The following is a 17797-nucleotide window of genomic DNA, read 5'->3' on the forward strand; positions in this document are numbered from 1 at the left end:
ACGCCCCAGCACGACCCCAAAAGTGACAGCGGAACCGCGGTCAACCGGTGCTGGATGACCCGCGCGCGGCGGCTTGGACCTGTGTGACGGGTTTGGTGGCGGGCATGCCGAGCACGGCGATGACGGTGAGGACGGCGGCGATCATGACGGCCAGGAACACGGCGGACGAGGCCGCCACGATGGTGTGGGGATCCGTGTCGCCGTGCGGGGTGCCGGCGTAGACAGCGTTCGCTATCGCACCGAAGACGGCGACGCCGATGGAGCTGCCGATGGATCGGGCGAAAAGGTTGGTGCCCGTGACCACGCCGCGCTCGTTCCATTCGACGCTCGTCTGGGCGGCGATCAGGGTTGGGGTCGCGACCAGGCCGAGTCCGAGCCCGACGATGAAGCAGCTGACGGCGACCAGCGCAACGTTGGGGACGGAGGCCGTGACGGCCAGGACTGCTGTGCCGATGACGGTGACCGTGATGCCGATCAGGGCAGTGTTCCGGAACCCGATGCGCAGGTACAGGCGGCCCGATTGGGAGGCACTGATCGGCCAGCCGATGGTCAGCGCTGCCAGGGCGAGTCCGGCCACGATCGGGGAGGTCGAGAGGGCTCCCACGAGGAACGTGGGAACGTACGAAGTGATGCCCAGCATGACCGCTCCGACACCGAAGGCGACCATCGCCGTCGTCGCCAGCAGCCGCCGGGAAACCACCCACGGCGGCAGCACCGGCTCCGCCGCCCTCCGTTCGACGAGGATAAACGCGACGAACAGGAGGGCACCGCCGGCGAACACTGCGTCGCTGATAGCGGAGTCCCAGGCCCAGGCCTGGCCGCCCTCGAGGGCCCCGAGAATGAGCAGGGTGAGCGACACGGTGAGCAGCCCCGCGCCGAGATAGTCGACCCGGTGCTTTACGGGCTCGATGTTCTCGTGGAAGGACCGGACCAGCATCCATCCGGCCACCAGGCACAGCGGGATGTTTACAAGGAAAATGCCGCGCCAGATGCCGAGTGAGGCAAACACTCCCCCGAGCGTCGGACCCACCACTGAGGAGACCGCCCACACGCTCGCCAGGTAGCCCTGCACCTTTGCCCGCTCGGCGAGGGTGTAGATATCGCCGGCGATGGTGATGGCCATCGGCTGGACTGCGCCCGCGCCCAGGCCCTGTACCACGCGGAAGGCGATGAGGACCGGCATGCTCCAGGCGACTCCGCACAGGATCGAGCCGAGCAGGAACAGGCCGATTCCGATCAGCATGATCGGCTTGCGGCCGATGGTGTCCGAGAGCTTCGCGTAGACCGGGACGGACACGGCCTGCGCCAGCAGATAGGCGGAGAACAGCCACGGGAACGACGTGAACCCGCCTATGTCGTGCACGATCGCGGGCACGGCTGTCGCCACCACGGTCGCGTCGATCGCCACCAGGCCGGTGGAGAGCATCAGGGCGATGAGGACGGGTCCGCGTTTGGAGCGGAAACCGACTCCCTCGGCAGGCATGGTGGTCACGTGCATCACTCCCATCGGCGCCCGAAGCGCGGTGCGTGAACCGGTTACGGCCCCGACAACATAACTTCCCCGTTCGACAAATTAGTCCCGGTCCAGGATCTTGCAGCCCGGGCAGACGGGAGATTGACCGGCTTGTCCCTTCAAATGGCGTTCCACCGCGGCTTCCTGATCTGTGAACTATTCCGAAGAACTCCGATGACACAAATGATCAGAAGGCTTAGCATTATGGCGGGGGACGGGCTGATCAAACCCACAGGCGTATCCGCGTGACGGTCTCATATTCGACCAGAGGATCCGCCATGAACCAAAAGCGAATTGCCGCCACCGTCTTCTGTTCCCGCCTCACGTCTCGCGACACGGGCATGGCCGTCGTCATGTATCTGTTCATGGCAAAGCTTTGGATGATGCACAGGCGCATTTCCGGCTTCCTGGTCTTTCTCGTCGGCGTCGCCGCTGCACTGACGCTGACATCGGCGGCCAGTCCTATGCCTACTCCATCCGCCACATTGAAGAGCGATGCCGAGGGGTCCAAGGCTGCTCTCGTGCGAATCGACCTCCTTGCCATCGCGGAGATCGCCCATATTGACCACAGCACAGGCGAGGTGGTGATCTCCCGTGGCCGGTCCACAGTGCCGCTCGGTTCCGCTACCGGCGTGGTCGTTTCAGCAGACGGGATTGTGGCGACCACTTGGGAGAATCTTGCCGTCGACGAGGGCGCTGTGGCCGCTTACAGCGCGAACGAGCTCTTCGCCAAAGTGATCGGAGTGCCGATCGTTGGAAACGGCGGGAATCCGCTGCGGCGAGGCTCGACGCCTGATCGATACTGGGCGGCGCACCTGCAGCACTGCTACGACCAGGTGGAGCACTGTATCGTCTTTCGCGTCCCCCAGTACCGGGTGCACACTTACACGGCGGAGCCTGCGACCGTCATGGCCGAGCTGCTCAACCACCCGACCGGGCCCAAGGACATCGCGTTGCTCAGGATCAGTGGCGGCGGTGGCGCGCCGACAGCCACGCTGGCCGCGCCGGCCGCAGCACCAGGTGCGAATCCCGTACTGGTCGGCTTCACCGAGGATCCGAGCCCTAAGGCGGGACCGGCGCAGTTTCCGGTGGCGGTGGACACCGCCGCGGGCCGAATCCGCTCTAGTCAGGACCTTGCCGGGCCACTCGAAGCCGGCGTGTCCGGCGGCCCCGTGCTGGACGGGGCAACCGGCCAGGTCCTCGGCCTGATGGGGCCCCGCCAGCCAGACGGCCAGGGCACTCTGGTGCCGGCCGCGTCCATTCAAGCAGCTATGGCCGCGGCGGGCGTTGAGGCCTCCCCATCGAAGTTCGATGCTGTATTCCGGCGGGGCATCGATCACCTCTCATCGGGCATGGGCGGATCGGCCGAGAGCGCACTCGAAGAGTCCTTGACCTACTTCGATTCCGCCTTGGCGACAAGTTATCTTGAGCAGGCCCGAAAGATGAGTAGCGAGCACCCGATGGGAGACCAGGCGACCGCCGCCGCAGACGCTGGCAAGGACGGCCCCCTGCAGGCTGCCCTCCTGCCCGGCTTCGCCGGATTCCTGCTCCTGGCCGGAATCCTGGCCGTACTGGTCCTGCGTCGCGGCAGGGCGTCAGCCGCTCGGGGCGTCCGCGGGGCCCCGCCTCGCCCCGCTGACCGTTCAAGCTCAAAGGGTGCCGAAGGGAGACCTGTTGCCCCTCTGAAACCCCAAACCGGCGATAGCCAGACCGCAATGACCCGGGCTGCGCGCGCTGATGAAGATCAGGTCCTGCGACAGCAGGCCGGACACGGCGGGACGGGCCCCGTGCGCACCGAAGCAGCCGGGCACAAGAGTTCTCCTCCCTCGCAATCTCCGGCATCTGGCGGGCGAGGTCAGCCGGCTTCGGGGGCGACCGGGGACGTAAATACGGGCCTGAATGGTGGCGAAACCCGCACGGCCGGACCGCTGGCACCCCGCTCCGCGGAGAGACAGGGCAGGACGTTTTGTTCCCAGTGCGGCAGATCAGTGCGCCCCGGAGCGCGGTTCTGCTCCAGCTGCGGTTACCCGGTCGGGTGAACCGTGGAGCCCGTTCAGGATTACCTCTATCCCGGGGCAGAATTCGCGGGTTACCAAATCCAGTCCTTGGTCGCCCGCGGCGGCATGGGAGTCGTTTACCGGGCGTTGGATGTGCAGCTCGGCCGACCCGTCGCACTCAAGCTCCTGGCCCCGGAACTTGCAGCCAACGAGAAGTTCCGTCAGCGGTTTGTCCGTGAGTCCCGGCTCGCCGCCTCGGTGGACCACCCCAACATCTTGCCGATCTACGCTGCCGGGGAATGGTCGGGACTGCTCTACATCGCCATGCGCTTTGTGCACGGCACTGATCTCAAAGCAGAACTTGACGCACGCGGTCCTCTCCCGCTGACCGAGGCCCTGGGCATTCTTTCCCACACGGCCGCGGCCCTGGACGCCGCGCACGGGGCGGGCCTTGTCCACCGGGACGTCAAGCCCGGCAACATACTGCTCTCTGACGACCTGGCAAACGGCCACCGGCTCGTCTACCTCACGGACTTCGGTCTCACAAAGCGCACCACCTCCGCCACGGGCGTGACGACGGCCGGTCACTTCCTCGGCACCTTGGACTACGTCGCACCCGAGCAGATCCGCGGCGGGACCATCGATAGTCGGGCCGATGTGTACGCGCTGGCGTGCGTGGCCTACACGCTGTTCGCAGGCCACCCGCCGTTCGATCATGACGACGACTCGGCCCAGCTGTGGGCGCACATGACCGAGGAGCCGCCGCGCCTCACCTTGGAACGGCCGGAGGTCCCTCCTGCAATGGAGGCTGCCATCGTCAAAGGCATGGCGAAACAACCCGAGGACCGGCCCCCAACATGCGGCGCCCTCGTTACCATGATGTCCGGCGGCCCGCCTGGCAAGGTTGTTCCAGCGCAGCCCCGACGCGCGGGGAAACACGCGGTCCCGCCCCGCGCCACTACACCCGGCAAGGACAACGACGGCGGCGCTCCGGTGGAAGCAGGGACCCTCGCCCGCGCGGGCGGGAATGCCCACTTGGGCGGACGATCCACCGGGTCCCGGGGTAGGCGCGCTGATCGGCGGCCGGCCCGGGCCGCGCGGCTGGCTGTGCTAGGCGGGGCGCTCCTCCTCCTAATCCTCGCCATCCTCGCCGGCGCGCTGCTCCCGCCGATGCTGTCTGGAGAAAAGTACGTAACCTTTCGCGCGGATGGCGTCCCGTACACCCTCGATGTCCCGCAGAGCTGGACCGCCCGAACTCACGAAGCGGGCGACAGCACCGTCAGTGTGCTCTCGGACGCGGACCTGACCGCGCTTTTCGCCGACGAGCCGGACGCTCCGGCTGCGGCGGCCCGAACGGCCAGCGCCCCGGAGAAAGTCGCCGGACTCGCCATCTACCACCGGCCCGCCGGGCTGACCAATCAATCCCCGACCGCCCGCGTCCGCACGGCGGAAGCGCTCCTGCCCGGCCGGGACGCGCATCTGGTGGACCGCGGGCCAGCTACCGTCGGGGAGGTTAAGGGGCAGGCCATGGAGGGGACGATCCCCCTCTCATCCGCCGTCACGCTGCAGGTCCGGGTCTTCGTCGTTGAGACCGATCCGGTCCAACTCCTGGTCTTTTTCGCCCCCTCGTCGCTGTTCGAGCAGCGCACGGAAACTTTCGATCACGTCGTCGGTTCTCTACGCCTGACGAAGTAAGGAAGGTCGCCATGCCGGACCAAGTGCCACCCCCGGACGGAACTGCGCTTTTCGTGCGCGCAAACGGCCGTGAGTGGAGCTTTCCGCCGCAGCAGACAGTTCAGGTTGGTCGGGATCCTGGCGCCGATGTCCCTATCGATGACGATCGTGTCAGCCGCGAACACGTCCGGCTCTGGCACAGCGAAGGCAGATGGTGGGCGGCAGATCAGGCAAGCCGCAACGGCACCTGGGACATGGAGTCGGACCGTGTGCTGGACGGCCCGGTGCCGCTACTCACCGGCGGACTTCGGCTCCGTCTTGGCGCTATGGACGGACCCGAGGTGCTCCTCAGGCCCCACCCGCCCGGACAGCCGGTGAGGCCACGCGTGCTCACTCTCGGGCGGTCGCACTCGTGCGACATTGTGGTGGATGACCCCCTCGCGTCCCGGAGTCACGCCGTGGTCGAGGTCGGCGAAGCCGCCGTCCTGCGCGACGCCGGCAGCTTCAATGGAACATTCCTCAACGGAGAACGCGTCCACGGTGACGCCCTGCTCTCAATCGGTGACCTCATCGGTATCGGATCGAGCACTTTACTCTGGGACGGCGCCACCGCGGCCATGCCGCCACCGCAACGTCCCGCGTTCAGCGCCCGGCACCTGGAGGTCACCACCAAGACCGGCGCCCACCTGATGGACGATGTGTCCATCACCGTCCCGGCCGGGACGCTCGTGGCGGTCATAGGGCCTTCCGGCGCTGGCAAATCCACCCTCCTGGGCGCCCTTACCGGGCTGCGCCCGGCCACTCGCGGGCACGTCAGCTGGAACGGGCGGGACCTCTACGCCGAGTACGCCCAGCTCCGGTTCCTGGTGGGCTTGGTTCCCCAGGAGGACATCCTCCACCGGCAACTCACCGTCCGCCGCGCGCTCCATTTCGCAGCTCAATTGCGACTGCCCCCAGACACTAGCTCCGCAGAGCGCGACGAACGGGTCAATCAAGTCGTCGCCGAGGTCGATCTGACCAACCAAATCGACCAGCGCATCGATTCCCTCTCCGGGGGGCAACGAAAGCGGACCTCGATCGCCCTCGAGCTGCTCACAGCGCCCCAGCTGCTCTTTTTGGACGAGCCTACCTCCGGGCTCGACCCCGGCCTGGACAAGCAGGTCATGGGCAGCTTGCGCTCTCTCGCCGACGCCGGCCGCGTCGTGCTGGTAGTCACCCACAGCGTCCTCGCCCTGGACGAATGCGACCGTGTGCTGGTCCTCGCCCGGGGCGGACGCGTGGCGTTCTTTGGACCACCGGCCGAAGTACTCCCATTCTTCGGTGTGGACAACTACCCTGCGGCGTTTGCGGCACTCGAGGACCCGACGTGGGTGGGTAAATACGCCCAATCGCCTGCTCGTGACGCGTACATAGGAAGGACCGCTTCAGCCAAAGTGCCCGTACCTGTGGGCGACACGCCCCCTCCGCCCCGCGCGGCCCCGCTGCGCCAGTTGTGGACGCTGATGCGGCGCAACGCCGCCGTCGTCGCCGCAGACCGCCTCTTCGTGGTCCTCCTTATCGGCATGCCGATGCTGCTCGCCCTGATGGCGCACGCCTTCCCCGGCGAGGCCGGGCTGTCCATGCGGGAGGCCGGGGGCGATCTGTATCAGGTCCAACAGCGGCTCATTGTCCTCGTGGTCGGAGCAGCGCTCATGGGAACAGCCCTCACGGTGCGCGAACTGGTCGCGGAACGGCCCATCTACCGGCGGGAACAGGCCGTTGGCCTCTCCCCTACGGCTTACCTGCTCGGCAAGTTTGTGGTGCTTGGCGCCTTGGTCGCAATCCAGTGCATCCTGTTCACCGTGATGGCTCTCCTCGGTCTGCCGGGACCGGACGATGCCTTGGTACTCGGCAATGGGCACCTGGAGATTGCGGTGGCTGTGGCAGCGGTTGGCGTCGCTATGACCGCCGCCGCGCTGGTGATCTCGGCTGCCGCGACATCGACTGAACAAACCATGCCTGCGCTCGTCGCCTTGGTGATGGCTCAATTGGTCCTTTGCGGTGGGCTGTTCGCTATCCAAGGCCGCGCCGGACTTGAGGAGGTGTCGTGGCTGCTCCCTGCACGTTTTGGCTACGCGGCTGCGGCGGCCACTGTCGGGCTCCAGAAACCGCCAGCACCCGAAGTGGACACGCTCTACGACCCGACAGCCGAGCAATGGCTCACAGACACCGGGTTCCTCGGAATTCAGGCCGTCGCGTTCCTCGCACTGGCCTATTGGGCGTTGCACCATTCTGTCAACCGAAACCCTTGGCGGTAAGATCGAACTGCGGTCAAACCCCGACGGCGTGGCCAATTACCCCGCCAGTGGTGGAGAGTCGCCGCGGATCTATTGGGCCCAGTCGGCGTCGTCGTAGGGGCGTCCGCGGAAGTGGGCGCGGAGGTATTCGCCCACCACGGCCGCGCCCAGGTCTCCGGCCTCGGGCGCCACCACGCGGCCGTCGATGCGGCGGGCCATCCGCTGGACGAAACGTTCCAGGGAAGGGTCGTCGCCGAGCCGAAAGAACGTGGCCTGCGTGCCGGCGCGGGCCAGGCGATCCAGTTCGGCGACCGTGACGCGGATGGTCTCCGGGTCCGGCGGCCAGCAGAACCAAGACTCGCCGTCGGCCAGCAGGTGCGCGGTGGGTTCGCCGTCGGTCACCACGAGGAGGACGGGCTGCATCGACGGGTGCTGACGGAAGAACCGGCCGGCCAGCAGCAGGCCGTGGTGCAGGTTGGTTCCCTGCTCCCGCAGGGCCGGCAGGGCCGTGAGCTCGCCAATGTCCATGGTCTGCGCGTAGCGGCCGAACGTGATCAGCTGCAGCCGGTCGCCGCGGAACCGGGTTGAGACGAGGTGGTGCAGGGCGAGGGCGGTGCGTTTCATGGGCACCCAGCGTCCTTCGGCGGCCATCGAGAAGGACACGTCCGCAAGCAGGACGACGGCGGCCTGCGTGCGCGCCTCCGTCTCCGTGACTTCGATGTCGCCCACGGCGAGGCGTAGTCCGCGGCCCGGGTCACCGCCGTCGGCGATCGTGCGGCGGATCGCGTTGGTGATGGTTCGGGTGACGTCCCACGGTTCGGCGTCGCCGAACTCCCATTGGCGGCTGGAGCCGGTCTGCTCCCCGGCCGCCCCGGCAACCCGCGTGTCCCGGCGGCCCTGCCGGCCGGAGAGCTGCTTGGCGGTGTCCCGCAACAGCGACCTGCCGAGCCGCCGCATGGCCTGTGGGGACAGCCGGAGATCGCCGTCGGCGCCGCGCTGGAGGAAGCCGCCGTCCTGCATGGCCCGTTCGATCTCCGCGAGGGTGCGGGCCGTCACGGCGGCATTCTGTCCGAGCTGGCGGGCGAGGGCTTCCAGGTCCAGGTCATCGAGGCGTGACCCGCTGTAGGCCTGGGAGAGCTGTTCGGCCAGCTCGTCCAGTTCGGCGATGTCCTGGAGCACGCCGGTGCCGTCGCCGAGTCCGAGTCCTTCCTCGCCCTCGAAGCGTTCGGAGCCGGACCAGTCCTCGCCGGGGCGCAAAGCCTGCAGGTTGGAATCGAGTTGGCCCAGCTGTGCCATAAGATCGGGCGAGCCGAACGCCTGGGCGGAGAGCCGCATCAGCTCCTCGCGCTGCTCGGCGGACATGGATTGCAGGAGCCGCTGGGCGGCGGCCGCGCGCTGGGCGAGCGCGTCCACCAGCTCCTCGACCGATTGCGGGTTCTCCGGGAAGAACTGGCCGTGCTTGGCCATGAATTCATGGAAGTCCGCGTCGGTGTCCTCACCGCGGCGGTGTTTGCCGAGGAGCCCGTTGAGGTCCTGCAGCATCTCGGCCACGGCCGCGCGGTCCTCCTCGGTGGCGCCCTCGAGGGCCTCCTTCATGCCGGCGAACCGCTGGTCCAGGAGTTCGCGGCCGAGCAGGTCCTTGATCCGCTCGTAGGCCTCCCGCGCGGTGCTCGACTGCCAGTCATAGGAGGCGAGTTCGTTGACCGCCGCCGCCGTGGAGCGCGGCAGGTTCTGCAGCTGCATCTCCCGGAAAGCGCGGTCGGTGTTGTCCATCATCGCGTCGCGGGCGAGCTGCTTGCGTTCCTCCAGCACCGCAGTCTCAAGCAGCTTCTGGACTTCGCTGAGGGTGCCGTCCAGGTTGTGCCGGCCCAGCAGTTCACTGCGCCGCTGCTGGACGCGGCCGGCGAGGTCGTCGAGGCCTTCCCGGTTCCGGCCGCCGCGGCGCAGGAACTCCCGGAGGGCGTGCCGGGGCGAGTAGCCGGCCATGACGTCCTCGGCGACGGCGTCCAGCGCCTCGGCCAGGTCCACCGGCGGGGCGAGCGGATCCGGTCCTCCCGTGTACCGGCCGTACCTGGACCGGTTGTGAGCGGTCATGAGGCCTCCTTAGCCGTAAAGCTGCCTACCCGTAGATCGTCTCCTCGTCGTCGGACTCCTTGGAGATCCGCCGGGCGAGGTAGAGCCCTTCCAGCGCAAGTTCGACGGCGGCGGCGCGCTGCCCGTCGTTTTCCGCGCCCAGGCGCTCACTGATGTCGTCGTAGAGGCTGGATCCGTTGAGGGACGGGAGGTTGTGGAGGAACTCCCGCGCCGTGACCAGTTCCCCGGTGGTGACCGTGGCGTGGCCGTCGAGCGCGGCCACGAGCGGGCCCATGTCCAGGCCGTGGAAGTGGGCCCGGACGGCTTCCGCGGTGGCCATGCGCAGGAGGTGGTCCAGGACGTCCTGTTCCCGGCCTTCCTCGCCGGATTCGAACTCGATCTTCCCGGCGAGGACGTCCACGGCGGCGTCCAGGTCGATGATCCGGGCGACGGCCTCGTCCTCGCCGCGCACGCTGGCCCGGCGCAGGGCCGCCGCGGCAACGGTTTCGGCGCCGGCGATGGCGAAACGCGCGGAAACCCCGGAGGTCTGGTTGACCGCCGGCGACTGGCGCAGCGCCCGGGTGTAACGGGCCAGGATCTCGAGGATGACGGGCGGGACGCCGGCCACCAGCTGCCCCTCCTGCCGGATGACGGCGACCTCGTCGTCGAGCTCGATCGGGTAGTGGGTGCGGATCTCGGCGCCGAACCGGTCCCGCAGGGGCGTGATGATCCGGCCGCGGTTCGTGTAGTCCTCCGGGTTGGCGGACGCGACCACCAGGACGTCCAGCGGCAGCCGCAGCACGTAGCCGCGGATCTGGATGTCGCGTTCCTCCATCACGTTGAGCATCGAGACCTGGATCCGCTCGGCCAGGTCGGGCAGTTCGTTGATGGCGATGATTCCGCGGTTGGAGCGCGGGACCAGGCCGTAGTGGATGGTTTCCGGGTCCCCGAGACGGCGTCCCTCGGCCACCCGCATCGGGTCGACGTCGCCGATCAGGTCCGCGACGGAGGTGTCCGGCGTCGCGAGCTTTTCGACGTACCGTTCCGAGCGGTGCCGCCACGCCACCCGCAGCCGGTCCCCCTCGGTGAGGGCCAGGGCGCGGGAGTGCTCCGTGATGGGTTCGTAAGGGTGTTCGTTCAGTTCCGAGTCCTCGATCACCGGCGACCACTCGTCCAGCAACCCGGCGAGGGTGCGCAGGAGCCGCGTCTTGCCCTGGCCCCGTTCGCCCAGCAGGACGACGTCATGCCCGGCGAGCAGGGCCCGCTCAAGCTGGGGCAGGACGGTCCGGCTGAACCCGAACATCCCGGGCCAGGGATCCCGGCCGGCGGCGAGCGCGGCGAGCAGGTTGTCGCGGATTTCGCGGCGCAGGTCCTTGTGGACGTGGCCGGAGGCACGCAGTTCACCAACAGTGAAGATATCGGGGCGATCACTCACTCCTCCACCGTAGACCTCTACCGTGCGGGGAATCGAGGGATTCTTGCAGATTCCTGCGCATTGGGGCGGGGTGCAAGAGAGCCGCGCGGGGTCCCCGGTCCGAGCCTGCGAGGGACGGGGCAGGCGGTGAGCGTTAGGCTGATTCTTGATGACTGCATCAACCGCGCCGAAACCATCTGCCGGGCCCTCACCCGAGCAGCAGGGCACGCTCCTGCTGCTGGTGCGCCACGGGGAGACGCCGACGACGGGCAGGTTGCTGCCGGGGCGGGCACCGGGGCTGCATCTGTCCGACCGGGGCCGGGACCAGGCTGACCGGATCGCGGAACGGCTCGCGGGACTTCGGGTCGACGGCATCTACTCCTCGCCGCTGGAGCGCACCCGCGAGACGGCGGAGCCGGCGGCGTCCCGCACCGGATTGGGCGTAAAGCAAGATGCCGGCCTGCTCGAATGCGACTTCGGCGAGTGGACGGGCGCCTCGCTGGCCGAACTGGCGCGCTTGCGGGCGTGGCAGACAGTCCTGCACAGCCCATCGACCTTCCGTTTCCCGAAGGGCGAGAGCTTCACGGAAATGCAGGCGCGGATTGTCGGAGCGCTTGAGGTGCTGCGCACAGCCCACCCCGGCGGCGTCGTCGTGTGCTTCTCCCACGCCGACCCCATCAAGGCCGCCGTCGCCCACGCCCTGGGCACGCCCCTGGACCTCTTCCAGCGGATCGTCATCAGCCCGGGCTCGGTGTCCGCCATCTCCTATGTGGACGGCCAGGGACCCGCCGTGCTCATGGTGAATTCGACGTCGGAACCCCTCAGCGGGCTGAGGACGCCGTGAATTCGGGACAGACTGCGGGACCGCCAGTGATACGGGACAGCCGGTGTCCGGCCGGGAGCTGACCCTGCTCGCCGGGGGCCGCGTCGAGCTGCTCGGACGTATCCCGCGCAGCAGCAACGAGACGTTCCTCGCCCAGGTCTCCTGCGGGGACGACGCCGCCTATGCGGTCTACAAGCCCGAGGCCGGGGAAAGGCCGCTGTCCGATTTCGAGCCCGGCCTCTACCGGCGGGAACGCGCCGCCTACCTGCTCAGCGAATCTCTGGGCTGGGGTTTCGTCCCGCCGACCGTGATCCGCGAGGAAGCTCCGCTGGGGGTCGGATCGCTGCAGTGGTTCATCGAGTGCGACTTCCGCGAGCACTACTTCACGCTGTTCGAGGACGCCCCAGAGACCCACCGCGACCTGGCGCGGATTGCCCTGTTCGACTACGTCGCCAACAACACCGACCGCAAGAGCGGGCACGTGCTGCGCGGCGACGACGGACGGGTCTGGGGCATCGACCACGGGCTGTGCTTCTCCGCCGCTTTCAAACTCCGCACCGTGATCTGGGACTTCGCCGGCGACCCCATCCCCGACGCCCTACTCGAGGACATCGCCCCGCTCGCCGAGGCCGCTCCTCCCGAGGTGGCCGGGCTCCTCGACGACGACGAGGTCACCGCCCTGCAGCGCCGCGTCCAGCGCCTGCTGCACGCCCGGGTCCTGCCGGCTGACCGCACCGGCATGCGCTACCCCTGGCCACTCGTTTAGGCACCCGCCCGTCCGGGTGGCTCGGATATGCCGCCGGGGACCGCGGCCTGTCCAACAATCCCGCCATCTGGCGCAACGTCCGGACGGACGGCCAGCTAGAATCGGGCCCGTAAAATGGGGCCATGGTGAAATCCGCTCCGCGGTTCGCGGGATGAAGAGCGCTGGTGGCCGACTGCTGGCCGGACTTGAGCTCGACCGCGCAGCGGCTGAGCCTTTGCACCAGCAGCTGTATGCGCAGTTGCGCACCCAGATCCTGACGGGTTCAATGCCGAGCGGAACCCGCTTGCCCTCGACCCGCACACTCGTCACCGAGCTGGGAGTATCGCGGATCACTGTCGTGTCTGCGTTCGAGCAACTCACTGCTGAGGGCTTCCTGCGCTCACGTGCGGGTGACGGCACATACGTCGACACCCTGTGGAGCGATGCCGCCCCGCAGCGGCCGATGTCCCGGCCGCCGCTGTCCGAACGCGGAGCCGCCACCTCTTCGCGGGGCACCGACCTGTTCAGCGAGGCGCCGCACACGTGGGCGCCCGCCGAGACCGAATCGTTCGTTGCCAGCCAGGTTGCGTCCTCGGCTTTCCCCGCGGCGACCTGGAAACGCCTGTTGGGGCGCCATGCCGGGCGCACCGATCCGCTTGCGATCGGGTACAGCGATCCCCACGGCTACCGCCCACTGCGGGAAGCGATCGCGGAATACGTCAACGACGTGAGAGCCCTGGGGTGCACGGCGGACCAGGTGGTCGTCACCTCCGGTGCGCAGCAGGCCTTCAACGTGCTGGCGGTTCTCCTGCTCGACGCCGGCGACCCCGTCGTCGTCGAGGACCCGGGGCACATCTCCGGACGGCTCGCCTTCCAGTCCCAGGGCTGTCCTGTCCGAGGCGTCCCAGTCGACGACGAGGGAGCAGTCCTCCCGGACGACGACGCGGCTCCGGCACGCCTGGCCTGTCTGACCCCCGCGCGGCAGCATCCGCTCGGCATTGCGATGAGCCCGGGGCGAAGGGCGGAGTGGATCGCGTGGGCGCAACGGAACGGGAGCTGGATCGTCGAGGACGACTGCGACAGCGAGCTGCGCTACCGCGGGAAATTCCTCCCCACCCTGTTCGGGCTCGATTTGAGCAGGCAGGTGATCACTGTGGGCTCCTTCAGCAAGGTGCTCGCGCCGTCGATCCGCCTCGGATACTGCGTGCTGCCGGAGGACCTGGTGAAGCCGTTCGCATCCGCATCATCGGTCATTGGGCGCCCGCCCGCGATGGTGCTCCAGATGGCCCTCACGGACTTCCTGTCGGAAGGGCATCTGCACGCCCACCTTCGCCGCACCCGGCGTCTCTACGCGGCACGTCAGGACGCCCTGCTCGAAGCAATCGATCACCAGTTGAGCCACAGGATTGAAGCCGCCCCGGTCGACGCTGGCCTGCACGTCATGGGTTGGCTCCGTGAACCGGTCGACGATATCGAGGTAGCCAGGGGACTGGCCGCGGGCCGGGTGTACACCTACCCCCTCGGCGAGTACCGGCTCACCCGGCAGCTCCCCCCGGCGCTGCTAATCGGGTTCGCCGGCACCGCGGAGGAGCACATGCCGCAGGCTGTCGGCAGGATGGCCGCCGCGTGGGACCGATGGGAGCGCATCGCCGCAGGTTCCTGAATGGACTTAACGACTGTGGCCTTAATGGACCTTTTTTGCGATCCATTACCGGCGTACAAATGATGAGTGACATTCGCCACCACCCCTGACACGCCTCCCGAGGAGCCAACGATGCCCCCTGCCGACGCCCAATTTAAGGCGCTCCTAAGATCCCGCCTCAACCAAGAGGAGATCGACTCCCTGCCCCGCCTGACCGACGAGCTGGCCCGGACCCTGATCGAACGGATCGACCGCGCCCCTCTGTTCGCCCACGCCTACGCCCTCCTTGGCAACCTGACCTACGGCGGGTACGGGCCCGATGACGTGCTCGACTTCGCGCATCGGCACGGCCTGGCCGGCGCCTGCATCCACCTCCTCGACGGCGAGGAGCGGAGCCTGGGCCGGATGAGCGAGAACAGGCTTCGCGAGTTCGCCGACCGCGCGCGCCACCTGGGTCTGGGGATCCACCTCGAAATCAGCACCACCCTGCGCGCGGACGTGGACGAGGTAGTCCGCATCGCGGGGGTCCTCGGCGTCCGGCACATCCGCGTCTACTCGCGCTTCGAGGGCACGCTCTCGCAGGTGATGACACTGATCGAGCAGGACCTGCGCCGGCTCGCCGTGCTCGCAGACGAGCACGATCTGCACTTCTCCTTCGAGCAGCACGAGGAACTGCGCTCCACCGAGATCGCCGAGTTGCTGCGCCGGGTCTCCCATCCGCGCCTGCACGCCATGTTCGATTTCGGGAACATGATCAATGCCTGCGAGCGTCCCATGGATGCCCTCTCCGCGCTCGCGCCGCACATCCTGCAGGTTCACCTGAAAGGGGTCCATGTTCTTCCCGAGGGAGACGGATACGGTCACCGCGGTGTCCTGCAGGGAAGCCCTGAGGACGACTTGCCCGGTGCGCGGATGCTCTTCGAGCTCCTGATACTCGGCGAGGACGAGCCTCAGGTCATCGCCCTGGCCCTCGAACAGGAAAATCTTTACTACGCTCCCGCCTTCCGCCACGCCGGCGAAGGCGCGGACCCGTTCATCCCGTACCGCGATCTGAGCACTACCGGCATCCCGCACGGATGGACCCGGGATGAACTGCTCGCTGCAGAACCCGGCTGGGCCGACCACCAGGTGGCCCACGTGAAGGAGCTGCTCGCCTCGCTGCGCGACATCGCCGTCGCGCAGCTCGACACAACGAAGTCCCTGGCAGGTGCACGATGACCACATTGACTCAGACCCCCGGGAAGTCCACGAACCGCGTCGACTGGAGCAAGTGGATCCGCTTCGCTCTGCTCGTCATGGCGGGCGGCACCATCTACAAGCTCGCCAACCTCAAGGACGCGTTCTACGTCCCCATGCAGGAGGCAATGGGCCTCAGCCACACTGAGATCGGCACCCTGCTGAGCGTCAACTCGATGGTCGCGACGGCGCTCTTCATCGTCGGCGGCTACCTCGCCGATCGCTTCTCCACGCGGATCCTCATCCCGCTCGGACTCGTGGGCACCGGAGCGCTGGGCCTGTTCCTCAGCACGTTCCCCGGCTTCAGCACGCTCCTGCTCCTGTTCGCGCTGCTCGCCGTGTGCTCGGACTGCCTGGTCTGGCCCGCGTTGCTGAAGAGCATCCGTCAGCTTGGCGGCTCGAAGGAACAGGGGCGGCTCTTCGGCCTCCTCGAGGGCGGTCGCGGCGTCGTCGACACTGCCGTGGCGTTCTCCGCGCTGGGAATTTTCGTCCTGCTCGGTTCGGGTACCGGCGGATTCCGTGCGGCCATTGCCTTCTACGCCATCATTGACGTCGTCGTCGGCGTGCTGTTGTTCCTGCTGCTTCGCAGTCAGCCAAGCAATCAGACAAGCGAGCAGGCGAGCGAGCAGCCCGTGGCGAAGAAGCAGAAGGCCGGCCTCGGCGAAATCTGGCGTGCCGCGCAGCAGCCGCAGCTGTGGTGGGTGAGCTTCACCGTGTTCATGGTGTACGTCGTGTACTGCGGCCTCACCTATTTCATCCCGTATTTGACCTACGTGTACGGGCTGCCTGTCGCGCTGGTCGGCGCCTACGGCATCATCAACCAGTACGGCCTGAAAATCATCGGTGGCCCGATCGGCGGAGTCCTCGCGGACAAGGTGGTCAAGGGTGCGAGCCGGTACATCCGGTTGGCGTTCCTGTGCCTGATCCCGGTGGTGGCGGTGCTGCTGCTCCTCCCGGCCGATCCCGGCAGCCAGATCCCGGCGATGATCGTGACCCTGCTGTTCTCGCTTATCGTCTTCACCATGCGGGGTGTGTTCTGGGCGCCGATGGACGAGGTCGGGATTCCGGAGGAGACCAGCGGCACGGCTTTCGGAATCGCATGCCTGGTCGGTTATGCACCAGGGATGTTCGCTTTCATCGTCTACGGGACAATCCTCGACGCAAATCCGGGAGCCGCCGGTTACCACATCGTGTTCCTCGTGCTCGCGGCGCTCGCCCTCGTGGGAGCGGCCGTGTCCAGCGGGCTCGTGCGAGCCGCCCGGGCCCGACGGGCTGCGGCCGAGGTTTGATCGTGTACCGGACGACGGCGGGGACTTCCCGCCGTCGTCCGCTTCCGTTTTGGTGAGGTGCTGGACAGCGCGGGCGGGCCGCCGTCGGAGGCATGGATGGCGCCGAAGATCTACCGTGAGAAGCGTCTCAAATTATTACGGAGGCAGCCGGGGGCCACCCGCCGGCAGGGTAAAGTTATCTGTTCGTAACATTTATCTGACTGAAATGTGTTTGAAGATGCCTGCAGACTCCGCTAATGAAGACAAGCCGAAACAGCTCCTCGGGCTAAGTGGCACCCAGACTATTGGCTCGGCGTTGGCCGCGGTGACCTCTGCCTTGGTGGGGTCCTTTCTAGGCGTTGCCGGGACGCTTATTGGCGCCGCACTCGGCTCCATCGTTGCCACGGTGGGCGCCGCCCTGTATGCCCGGACACTCAGCTCGGCCGCCACCGTGGCAATGACGAAAATCCCAAAGCGACGCAGGGGTGGACTGCCCGCTGACGACGCCGGCGTGCTGGCCGCCAGCGCCCCGGCCGAAAGCGACGAACCTCAAGCCAACCGGCTGAAGAGGCAGGTCACCCCAAAGACCTGGATTAAGATCGGGGCGGTCAGTGCTGCCGCATTCGTGATCGCGATGGTCGGTGTCACTGCAGTCGAATTCGGAACCAATAAGCCCATCTCCAGCCTGGTCTCGTCGGCGTCGAGCATCGACGGTGCGGCTGGCCCCACGACGACGCTGGGCACGGCCCTGGGTGGCACTCCGACTGTCCCGGACAAAACGGACGCATCGACCAAGGACGTGACGGAAGGACCCGGGCAAGTCGCGCAAGTGCCCGGGCAGGTCGAGCAAGGTGCCACCAAGACAGATGGCCTGACCACGGAGGGTAGCCCCAGTGGCACGGACAGCGGCTCGGCCGGAACCGCAGTGCCGGGAGCCGGCGCACCAAGCGACACCACGCCGGCGGACGTCGCCCCCGCAACCGAACAGACCCCGCAGCCTGCCCCCGCAACCGAACAGACCCCGCAGCCCGAGGTGTCCTCGGATTCGGGATCGGCCGAGCAGCCCGCACCGTAATGGCGATGATAGGGATCAAGGACCGATAGGAACCTGTTAAGGATGGCGGGGTCGGGGCGGC

General features: G+C 67.6%; 12 protein-coding genes and 1 pseudogene. 10 read left to right on the top strand and 3 right to left on the bottom strand.

The window, feature by feature from the left end; genetic code table 11:
* Positions 1–40 precede the first annotated feature (40 nt).
* Positions 41–1498, bottom strand: a complete 1458-nt coding sequence (locus tag AC1DGD_RS16970; protein ID WP_476857596.1) for an MFS transporter — start codon at positions 1496–1498, stop codon at positions 41–43.
* Positions 1499–1791: 293 nt separating this feature from the next.
* On the opposite strand from AC1DGD_RS16970, the gene AC1DGD_RS16975 reads away from it, so the two are divergent.
* The 4 genes and pseudogenes from AC1DGD_RS16975 to AC1DGD_RS16990 all read left to right on the top strand — a co-directional run bounded on the left by AC1DGD_RS16975 (position 1792) and on the right by AC1DGD_RS16990 (position 7481).
* A complete protein-coding gene (locus AC1DGD_RS16975) occupies positions 1792–3552 on the top strand; it encodes a zinc ribbon domain-containing protein (RefSeq protein ID WP_476857597.1) in 1761 nt (586 codons plus the stop codon).
* A gap of 3 nt (positions 3553–3555) precedes the next feature.
* A complete protein-coding gene (locus AC1DGD_RS16980; RefSeq protein ID WP_476857598.1) occupies positions 3556–5205 on the top strand; it encodes a serine/threonine-protein kinase in 1650 nt (549 codons plus the stop codon).
* Between the two features lie 11 nt (positions 5206–5216).
* Positions 5217–5423, top strand: a pseudogene (locus AC1DGD_RS16985) (FHA domain-containing protein); the annotation flags it as partial.
* A 147-nt stretch (positions 5424–5570) separates the two neighbouring features.
* A complete protein-coding gene (locus AC1DGD_RS16990; RefSeq protein ID WP_476857633.1) occupies positions 5571–7481 on the top strand; it encodes an ATP-binding cassette domain-containing protein in 1911 nt (636 codons plus the stop codon).
* Positions 7482–7550: 69 nt separating this feature from the next.
* On the opposite strand, the gene AC1DGD_RS16995 is transcribed toward AC1DGD_RS16990, so the two are convergent.
* Together AC1DGD_RS16995 and AC1DGD_RS17000 are read right to left on the bottom strand one after the other, a co-directional pair.
* Positions 7551–9554 (bottom strand): vWA domain-containing protein, encoded by a 2004-nt coding sequence (locus AC1DGD_RS16995; protein ID WP_476857599.1) that lies wholly within the window; start codon positions 9552–9554, stop codon positions 7551–7553.
* A gap of 25 nt (positions 9555–9579) precedes the next feature.
* A complete protein-coding gene (locus AC1DGD_RS17000; RefSeq protein WP_476857600.1) occupies positions 9580–10968 on the bottom strand; it encodes a sigma 54-interacting transcriptional regulator in 1389 nt (462 codons plus the stop codon).
* A 148-nt stretch (positions 10969–11116) separates the two neighbouring features.
* On the opposite strand from AC1DGD_RS17000, the gene AC1DGD_RS17005 reads away from it, so the two are divergent.
* The 6 genes from AC1DGD_RS17005 (at position 11117) to AC1DGD_RS17030 (ending at position 17736) form a co-directional block, all read left to right on the top strand.
* A complete protein-coding gene (locus AC1DGD_RS17005; protein WP_476857601.1) occupies positions 11117–11791 on the top strand; it encodes an MSMEG_4193 family putative phosphomutase in 675 nt (224 codons plus the stop codon).
* 43 nt (positions 11792–11834) lie between these two features.
* The gene (locus tag AC1DGD_RS17010) at positions 11835–12536 is read left to right on the top strand and encodes an SCO1664 family protein (RefSeq protein ID WP_476857602.1); all 702 of its coding nucleotides are present in this window, start codon (positions 11835–11837) and stop codon (positions 12534–12536) included.
* 151 nt (positions 12537–12687) lie between these two features.
* Positions 12688–14178, top strand: a complete 1491-nt coding sequence (pdxR, locus tag AC1DGD_RS17015; protein ID WP_476857603.1) for a MocR-like pyridoxine biosynthesis transcription factor PdxR — start codon at positions 12688–12690, stop codon at positions 14176–14178.
* A gap of 66 nt (positions 14179–14244) precedes the next feature.
* The gene (locus AC1DGD_RS17020) at positions 14245–15375 is read left to right on the top strand and encodes a sugar phosphate isomerase/epimerase family protein (RefSeq protein WP_476857604.1); all 1131 of its coding nucleotides are present in this window, start codon (positions 14245–14247) and stop codon (positions 15373–15375) included.
* A complete protein-coding gene (locus AC1DGD_RS17025; protein WP_476857605.1) occupies positions 15372–16682 on the top strand; it encodes an MFS transporter in 1311 nt (436 codons plus the stop codon). The genes AC1DGD_RS17020 and AC1DGD_RS17025 overlap by 4 nt, the downstream gene beginning before the upstream one ends.
* A 217-nt stretch (positions 16683–16899) precedes the next feature.
* The gene (locus tag AC1DGD_RS17030) at positions 16900–17736 is read left to right on the top strand and encodes a hypothetical protein (protein WP_476857606.1); all 837 of its coding nucleotides are present in this window, start codon (positions 16900–16902) and stop codon (positions 17734–17736) included.
* Positions 17737–17797 lie beyond the last annotated feature (61 nt).

The sequence above is a fragment of the Arthrobacter sp. 05T45 genome (assembly GCF_056395875.1).